Raw genomic sequence first — 7,198 nt, 5'->3', positions numbered from 1 at the left:
GCGGCAGCGGGCCGATTTCGCCGGATCCCTTCGGGACGGGGCGCATTTGCGCCGGGGCGGCGTCGCGGAAGGCCTTGTGGGGCCCCACCCCACGGCGCCTCCCGCTCCTGGCCCCGGCGCAAATCCGCTCCCGCCAGGAGCGCGCCGTGAATGTCAACAGGCCCTAGGCGAGGCGCAAGCATGAAGGAAGGAGAGACATGATCGGTCGGCTCAATCACGTCGCCATCGCGGTGCCCGACCTGGCGGCCGCGTCGGCGCTCTACCGCCAGACACTGGGCGCCACGGTCTCCGAACCGGTCGACCAGCCCGAGCACGGCGTCACCGTGGTCTTCGTCGAACTGCCCAACACCAAGATCGAGCTGCTCCATCCCCTGGGCGCCGATTCGCCGATCGCCGGCTTCCTGGAACGCAACCAGTCGGGCGGGATCCACCATATCTGCTACGAAGTTGGTGACATCCTCGCCGCGCGCGACAAGCTGGTCGCCGAGGGCGCCAGGGTGCTGGGCGACGGCGAGCCCAAGATCGGCGCCCACGACAAGCCGGTGCTCTTCCTGCACCCCAAGGACTTCTGCGGCACCCTGGTCGAGCTGGAACAGGTCTAGTCATGGAGATCGCTGGTTTGTCATGCCCGGGCTCGACCCGGGCATCCAGGTTTGCGGGGCGCCCTGGATTGCTGAGCCGGGACCCGGCAAAGACAAGAATGGTGATTCTGCCTGAAGGTGGTCACCGAGCATGAGTGTCTTTACCGGGATACTGGTCTTTACCCTGATCTGGTGGGTGGTGCTCTTCACCGTCCTGCCCTGGGGGCTCAGGGTGCCCGACGAGCAGGAGCCGGGCCACGCCTCGAGCGCGCCGACCAATCCGAACTTGGTGAAGAAGTTCATCATCACGACGGTGATCGCGACCCTGCTGTTCGGCGTCGCCTACTACCTGATCGAGAGCGACCTGATCTCGTTCAGGAACCCTTGAGACCAGGCGGGGTGGGCTCCCGCTACTCTCATGCTCTTTCCAATGGATTAAGCTCTCACCACTAGTCTCTACCGGTGCGCTTGATCTCCAGAGCCATACTCGCGCTTCTCCTGCTGACCCCGGCCGCTGGGCACTTGTCCGCGTCGGACGCGGTCATCGAGATCTCGGGCGAGGACTGCCGCCGCCTCTTGGTCCAGGCCGATCAGAACGGCGCGTCCTACCGGCCCGGTGTCGACGTCCGCGGCGAGGCCGTTGCGCCGGCGGATCTCGACCCCGGAGGCGCGCTCCCCTTGTCCGAGACCTTCGAGATCCTGGTTACGGTCGATGTGATGGAGCGGCTCGGCCTCGGCGCCAGGGAGGGCTTCGAGGCCGAAGCCCTGATCGGCGTCGTCGAGGTCCAGGGCACGGAGGTCACCTTCAATGGCCAACCCTTGACGCGCGATGCGGCGAGCAGCCTGGCGGCGCTCTGCCGCGAGGCCATGGCCAGGACCCCGCCGAGAGTGCGCTGATCCCGTCCATCCCGGCCTTGCGTTAAGGCCGGATTAACGTGCTTCCGTCAGGTTGAAGGCCGCGAAAAAGGAGGTTCGGCCATGGCAACCAATGCGACCGTCGCGCGCTCGGTATTGACGCCGGCGATATCCACCATGATCGCGGACGGCGACATCAGCGGTTTCGAGTCCACCCAGATCGCCAATCTCTGTGCCTTCAGTCCGATCTACGGCGATATCAGCCGGAGCGACCTCGACGGCATCATCGAGGAGGTCCTGGAAGAGATCGTCAACCAGGGCCATCCGGAGACGATCAGGCGCGCGGGCGCCACGCTCTCGCCGGCGCTGCGCGAGACCGCGCTCTGCTTCGCCATGCGGATCGCCATGGCTGACGGCAGCATCAACGACAGCGAGCGGGAGGCCTTGGTCCAGACCGCCGAGCAGCTGTCGATCGACCCCGCAATCTTCGATCAGATCCTCGACGTCGTGACCATGATGCAGCGTCCCGCGGCCGCCGCCTGACGCTACTCCGCCGCCTGCAGCCCCGTCCGGGCCCGCGCGGCGGGCTTCTTGTGGAACCTGCCGTCCTTCATGATGCCGAGCAGGCGGTCCTGGTCCTGCAGGATCTTGAGGTCGGTCAGGGGGTCGCCGTCGACCAGCAGCAGGTCGGCCAGGTAGCCTTCCTTCACCTGGCCAAGCTCGTGGCCCTGCATCATGATCTCGCCGCCCAGCTTGGTGGCCGCCACGATCGCCTCCATGGGCGTGAAGTCGAACAGCTCGACGAAGTGGACTAGGTCGCGGGCGTTGGTGCCGTGCGGGTTCCAGGCGAAGCCGTAATCGCCGCCGGGCACGATCCTGACCCCGCGCTTCTTCAGCTCCTTCATGTTCCCGGCGGCGATCTCCAGCTCCCGGGCGATGCCGAGATCGGCGGCGACCTCGGGCGTGATGCCCCAGTCCGAGGCCTCGTTCAAGGTGGCGTAGGAGATGCCGATGGTCGGGCCGACGAAGATCCGGTCTTTCTGCGCCTCGAGCTGGTCTAGCGCCTCTTCGTCACTGAGGGTGGCGTGGTAGATCAGCTCGACACCGTACTTGAGAGACATCTTGACCGAGCCCGCGCTGCGCGCGTGGGCTGCGACCCGCTTGCCGCGGGACTCCGCGACCTCACAGACCGCCGCCACCTCGGCCTCGTTCATCACCGTCTGGTGGGCCCGGGCGAAGGGCACGAACTCGTCGCCCGAGGGGTTGATCTTGAGCGTATCGACCCCCTCGCGGCACATCTCGCGGCTCAGCTGGCGGAACTGATCCGGGCCGTCGGCGATGATCGCGAAGGTTTCGCGATCGAGGTGATAGAGGTTCACGTCGCCGAGGCCGCCGGTGACGGTCATCTCCGGCGAGGCGGCCAGCAGGCGCGGGCCCGGGATGTCGCCGGCGTTGATCGCGTCGCGGATGACGATATCGAGCCTGGCCTTGGCGGCGGCCGCGCTGCAAACGCTGGTGAAGCCCTGGTCGAGATAGAGCTTGGCGTTCTTCATGGTGAGCAGCGTGTGCTCCTCGGGCGGAATGTTGCCGATCTCTTCCAGGCTGCTCGCGTTGTTGAAGCTCAAGTGGCCGTGCGCCTCGCACATGCCCGGCATGAGAGTCGCGCCACCGCCGTCGACAACCTCGTGGCCGTCGTGGGGGAGGGAGGCGCCGTCCTGCGCGATGGACTTGATCCGCTGGCCCTCGACCAGAACCTCGGCCGAATAGGGCGCGGCGCCGCTGCCGTCGAGGATCCTGACATTGGTGAAGAGTGTAGCCATAGCGCCTGTCTCCCGGGGATATTCGTGATCGCATTTGGTTTAGTGAATACTACAAAAAGTGCTGTTCGGGGACCACCGCCAATCCGCTAAACAGCGGGGAAACCGGGCGCACAAAGCAGCGATTCGGATTAACCCGTTGAAAAAAAAGAGAAACTCTATCGATAGCCTGGCTGCATCGCCGGGGGGAGGCGCCGGGGGCCGCACTTGACGCCGGTTTAGTTTAGTAACTAAACTTTCGCAACGGTTCGGGAAGCATCGCCGGAAGGCTGTCCGGCGCGGCAAGATCGAGAACCAATAAAGAAAAGCGGCAGAAAGGGAGGAAACCACCATGCGCGCTTTGAAGACCCTCGCCATGGCCGGCGTGATCGCGGCGGCCGGCGTTACCGCGTCGCAGGCACAGGACAAGGAGATCACCTTGTGCTGGGCTGCCTGGGATCCAGCGAACGCGCTGGTCGAGTTGTCTAAGGACTTCACCGCGGAAACGGGCATCGCGATGAAGTTCGAGTTCGTGCCCTGGACCAACTTCGCCGACCGCTTCCTGAACGAGCTGAACTCCGGCGGCAAGCTCTGCGACCTCCTGATCGGCGACAGCCAGTGGATCGGTGGCTCGGCCACCTACAACCACTACGTCAAGCTGAACGACTTCTTCGAGAAGGAAGGCATCTCGATGGATGACTTCCTGCCGGCCACGGTCTACGCCTACTCGACCTGGCCCAAGGGCGCGCCGGAGTACTGGGCGCTGCCGGCCATGGGCGACGCGCTCGGCTGGGTCTACCGCAAGGACTGGTTCGCCAGGCCCGAGATCCGCTCCGAGTTCAAGGCCAAGCATGGCCGCGAGCTGGCGCCGCCGACGACCTGGACCGAGCTGAAAGAGGTGGCCGAGTTCTTCCAGGGCCGCGAGATCGACGGCAAGAAGGTCTACGGCGCGGCCATCTTCACCGAGCGCGGCTCGGAAGGCATCACCATGGGCGTGACCTCGGCCCTCTATCCCTGGGGCTTCCAGTACCAGAACCCGGAGAAGCCCTATGACATGGAGGGCTTCGTCAACTCCAAGGCGGCCGCCGAGGGCCTCGAGTTCTACAAGGCGATGTACGACTGCTGCACCCCGCCGGGCTACTCTGACTCCTACATGGTCGCCAACCTGGATGCCTATAAGTCGGGCCAGGTGGCGATGATGATGAACTGGTTCGCCTTCTTCCCGGGCCTAGCGAAGGACGAGGCCGTCGGCGGCGACAAGACCGGCTTCTTCGTCAACCCCGGCCAGAACATCGAGGCCTCGACCCTGGGCGGCCAGGGCATCTCGGTCGTGTCCTATTCGGACAAGAAGGACCTGGCGCTTCAGTACATCAAGTGGTTCGCCAAGCCGGACGTGCAGAAGAAGTGGTGGTCGCTGGGCGGCTATTCCTGCCACAACGCGGTGCTGACAGACCCCGGCTTCAAGGACACCGCGCCCTTCGCGGCCGACTTCCTGAAGGCCATGTCGGGCGTCCAGGACTTCTGGCAGGAGCCGACCTACGCCGAGCTGATGCAGTCCATGCAGAAGCGGGTGCACGACTACGTGGTCGCCGGCAAGGGCACGGCACAGGAGGCCCTCGACAAGCTGATCGAGGACTGGACCGTGACCTTCGAGGACGACGGCAAGCTCTAGGCCTTGTCAGGGCGGGGGCGGAGGCGCTCCGTCCCCGCCCATGTCTTCTGTCATCAACCAACGTCGCGGCGACGGCGCGGGGCGAGAGATGGCGCAGTTCCTGGACCAGAAACCGGCAACGATGCTCGCCAGGCGGGGCGGCCTGTCCGACCGGGCCGTGGCCTGGGTATTCATCTCGCCGACCATCGTCCTGCTGCTGGCGATCAACATCTTTCCCCTGATCTGGACCGTCTATCTGTCCTTCACCAACTACCGGGCCAACCGGCCGGGCCGGGAGATCAAGTGGATCGGCACGCGCAACTACGAGCGCCTGCTCGAGAGCGAGGACATCTGGGGCTACCTGCAGGCCACGGCGCACTTCGTCTGCTGGACCATGTTCCTTCAGGTTCTCTTCGGTCTCGGCCTCGCCCTGCTGATCAACCGCAACTTCAAGGGCGCCGGTTTCTGGACCACGGTGATCCTGGTGCCCATGATGCTGTCGCCCGCGGTGGTCGGTGTCTTCTGGACCTACCTCTACCAGCCCCAGACCGGGATCTTCAGCTACATCCTCAACCTCTTCGCCGACTTGGGGCCGGTCGACATGATCGGCTCGGTCGATTTGGCGCCCTGGTCGATCATCATCGTCGACACCTGGATGTGGACGCCCTACGTCATGCTGCTCTGCCTGGCGGGTCTGCGCTCGATTCCCGATTACCTCTACGAGGCGGCCGAGATCGACCGCGCCAACGCGCTGCAGAAGTTCTGGTACATCACCCTGCCGCGGGTCCTGCCCTTCCTGATGCTGGCGGTGCTGTTCCGCGGCATCGAGAACTTCAAGATGTTCGACATGGTGGTCGAGCTGACTTCGGGCGGGCCGGGCTCCACGACCGAGCTCGCCTCGATCAACCTGAAGCGCGAAGCCTTCGAGAAATGGAAGACCGGCTATTCCTCGGCCTTCGCCGTAATCCTCTTCGTGACCGTCTTCGGCCTGGGCAACATCTACGTCAAGGCCTTGAACAAGGTGAAGTCATGAGGGTGGAATCATGAGCGGCGCGACCAAGGCCCATTCGGTCTCTGAGACCGGCCGTCTCGGCAAGTCTGTCGCAGGCGCCCTGGTGATCGCCTATGCCCTGGTCACGATGATCCCGCTGGTCTGGATCTTCATGACCGGCTTCAAGTCGCCGCCGGACTCGATCTCCTATCCGCCGAAAGTCTTCTTCGAGCCCTCGCTGGAAGGCTACGTCAACCTCTTCACCACGCGCACCCGGCAGACCTCGGAGTACATCGAGAGTCTGGGGCCGCCGCAGACCTGGTACGACGAGATCGTGCGCAAGCGGAACATGGTGATCGCCGGCCCCTCGAAGTTCGCCGACCGCTACATCAACTCTATCGTGATCGGCTTCGGCTCGACCTTCCTGGCGGTCTTCCTCGGCACCCTCGCGGCCTACGGGTTCTCGCGCTTCAAGGTCCCCCTGAAGGACGACCTGCTGTTCTTCATTCTCTCGACCCGGATGATGCCGCCGATCGCGGTCGCGATCCCGATCTACCTGATGTACCGGACGCTCGGTCTTTCGGACACTGCGCTCGGCATGATCCTGCTCTATACCGCGGTCAACCTTTCCCTCGCGGTCTGGCTTCTGAAGGGCTTTATCGACGAGATCCCCCGGGAATACGAAGAGGCCGCGGTGGTCGACGGCTACTCCCGCCTGCAGGCCTTCTTCCGGGTGGTCTTGCCCCAGGCGCGCACCGGCATCGCGGCGACGGCGATCTTCTGCCTGATTTTCTCGTGGAACGAATACGCCTTCGTCCTGCTCCTGACCAGCGGACAGGCCCAGACCGCACCGCCCTACATTCCGCTGATCATCGGCGAGGGCGGCCTCGACTGGCCGGCGGTGGCGGCGGGCACCACGCTGTTCCTGCTGCCGATCGTCGTCTTCACCGTGGTGCTGCGCAATCAGCTGCTGCGCGGCATCACCTTCGGCGCGGTGCGAAAATGAGCAGTCCGGACAAGAGCCTCTGGCGCTTCTTCAAGCGCGGCCCCTGGGAGAACGGCGCCACCGTCGCGATCGCGCTGGGCGTGTTCATGCTGATGCAGCCCTTCTCGCTGACCCTGTTCGGGCATTCCTTCACGGTCATCCTGATCGGCACCGTGACCTTCATCGTGGTCAGCCATTTTCCGGAGTGATCATGGCCGAGATCCGTATCGAGAACCTGCACAAGGCCTTCGGCGACTTTGTCGCCGTGCGGGACTCGTCCTTCACCATCCACGACGGCGAGTTCTTCGTCATGCTGGGGCCGTCCGGCTGCGGCAAGAC

At 64.6% G+C, this 7,198-nt stretch carries 9 protein-coding genes; 8 read left to right on the top strand and 1 reads right to left on the bottom strand.

What is annotated here, in order from left to right; translation table 11 throughout:
• Window positions 1-197 precede the first annotated feature (197 nt).
• The 4 genes from mce to QNJ67_23260 all read left to right on the top strand — a co-directional run bounded on the left by mce (window position 198) and on the right by QNJ67_23260 (window position 1,979).
• Window positions 198-602, top strand: a complete 405-nt coding sequence (gene mce, locus QNJ67_23275; GenBank protein MDJ0611913.1) for a methylmalonyl-CoA epimerase — start codon at window positions 198-200, stop codon at window positions 600-602.
• 130 nt (window positions 603-732) lie between these two features.
• Window positions 733-969, top strand: coding sequence for a DUF1467 family protein (locus QNJ67_23270; GenBank protein ID MDJ0611912.1), 237 nt, complete (start codon window positions 733-735; stop codon window positions 967-969).
• A 134-nt stretch (window positions 970-1,103) separates the two neighbouring features.
• Window positions 1,104-1,478, top strand: a complete 375-nt coding sequence (locus QNJ67_23265) for a hypothetical protein (protein ID MDJ0611911.1) — start codon at window positions 1,104-1,106, stop codon at window positions 1,476-1,478.
• 81 nt (window positions 1,479-1,559) lie between these two features.
• A complete protein-coding gene (locus QNJ67_23260) occupies window positions 1,560-1,979 on the top strand; it encodes a tellurite resistance TerB family protein (protein ID MDJ0611910.1) in 420 nt (139 codons plus the stop codon).
• Window positions 1,980-1,981: 2 nt separating this feature from the next.
• Here the strand turns inward: QNJ67_23260 and QNJ67_23255 are convergent, their stop codons facing one another.
• Window positions 1,982-3,256, bottom strand: coding sequence for an amidohydrolase family protein (locus QNJ67_23255; GenBank protein ID MDJ0611909.1), 1,275 nt, complete (start codon window positions 3,254-3,256; stop codon window positions 1,982-1,984).
• A gap of 328 nt (window positions 3,257-3,584) precedes the next feature.
• Here QNJ67_23255 and QNJ67_23250 point away from each other — a divergent pair, with 328 nt between their 5' ends.
• The 4 genes from QNJ67_23250 (at window position 3,585) to QNJ67_23235 (ending at window position 7,068) form a co-directional block, all read left to right on the top strand.
• Window positions 3,585-4,904 carry an ABC transporter substrate-binding protein gene (locus tag QNJ67_23250; GenBank protein ID MDJ0611908.1) on the top strand — a complete coding sequence of 440 codons (1,320 nt, stop codon included), beginning with the start codon at window positions 3,585-3,587 and terminating at the stop codon, window positions 4,902-4,904.
• Window positions 4,905-4,992: 88 nt separating this feature from the next.
• Window positions 4,993-5,916, top strand: coding sequence for a sugar ABC transporter permease (locus tag QNJ67_23245; protein MDJ0611907.1), 924 nt, complete (start codon window positions 4,993-4,995; stop codon window positions 5,914-5,916).
• A gap of 10 nt (window positions 5,917-5,926) precedes the next feature.
• The gene (locus QNJ67_23240; GenBank protein ID MDJ0611906.1) at window positions 5,927-6,880 is read left to right on the top strand and encodes a carbohydrate ABC transporter permease; all 954 of its coding nucleotides are present in this window, start codon (window positions 5,927-5,929) and stop codon (window positions 6,878-6,880) included.
• A complete protein-coding gene (locus tag QNJ67_23235; GenBank protein MDJ0611905.1) occupies window positions 6,877-7,068 on the top strand; it encodes a hypothetical protein in 192 nt (63 codons plus the stop codon). The genes QNJ67_23240 and QNJ67_23235 overlap by 4 nt, the downstream gene beginning before the upstream one ends.
• Window positions 7,069-7,198: the final 130 nt, after the last annotated feature.

Source organism: Kiloniellales bacterium (genome assembly GCA_030064845.1).
In the GTDB taxonomy this organism is placed as follows: Bacteria; Pseudomonadota; Alphaproteobacteria; order Kiloniellales; family JAKSDN01; genus JASJEC01.
The sequence above is the reverse complement of the archived record's forward strand: the minus strand, read 5'-3'. Positions and strand labels throughout refer to the sequence as shown.

Bases quoted from the DNA above. Each gene is read 5' to 3' on its own strand.
- mce (MDJ0611913.1), top strand. From the start codon at position 198: ATGATCGGTCGGCTCAATCACGTCGCCATCGCGGTGCCCGACCTGGCG.
- QNJ67_23270 (MDJ0611912.1), top strand. From the start codon at position 733: ATGAGTGTCTTTACCGGGATACTGGTCTTTACCCTGATCTGGTGGGTG.
- QNJ67_23260 (MDJ0611910.1), top strand. From the start codon at position 1,560: ATGGCAACCAATGCGACCGTCGCGCGCTCGGTATTGACGCCGGCGATA.
- QNJ67_23255 (MDJ0611909.1), bottom strand. From the start codon at position 3,256: ATGGCTACACTCTTCACCAATGTCAGGATCCTCGACGGCAGCGGCGCC.
- QNJ67_23250 (MDJ0611908.1), top strand. From the start codon at position 3,585: ATGCGCGCTTTGAAGACCCTCGCCATGGCCGGCGTGATCGCGGCGGCC.
- QNJ67_23245 (MDJ0611907.1), top strand. From the start codon at position 4,993: ATGGCGCAGTTCCTGGACCAGAAACCGGCAACGATGCTCGCCAGGCGG.
- QNJ67_23240 (MDJ0611906.1), top strand. From the start codon at position 5,927: ATGAGCGGCGCGACCAAGGCCCATTCGGTCTCTGAGACCGGCCGTCTC.
- QNJ67_23235 (MDJ0611905.1), top strand. From the start codon at position 6,877: ATGAGCAGTCCGGACAAGAGCCTCTGGCGCTTCTTCAAGCGCGGCCCC.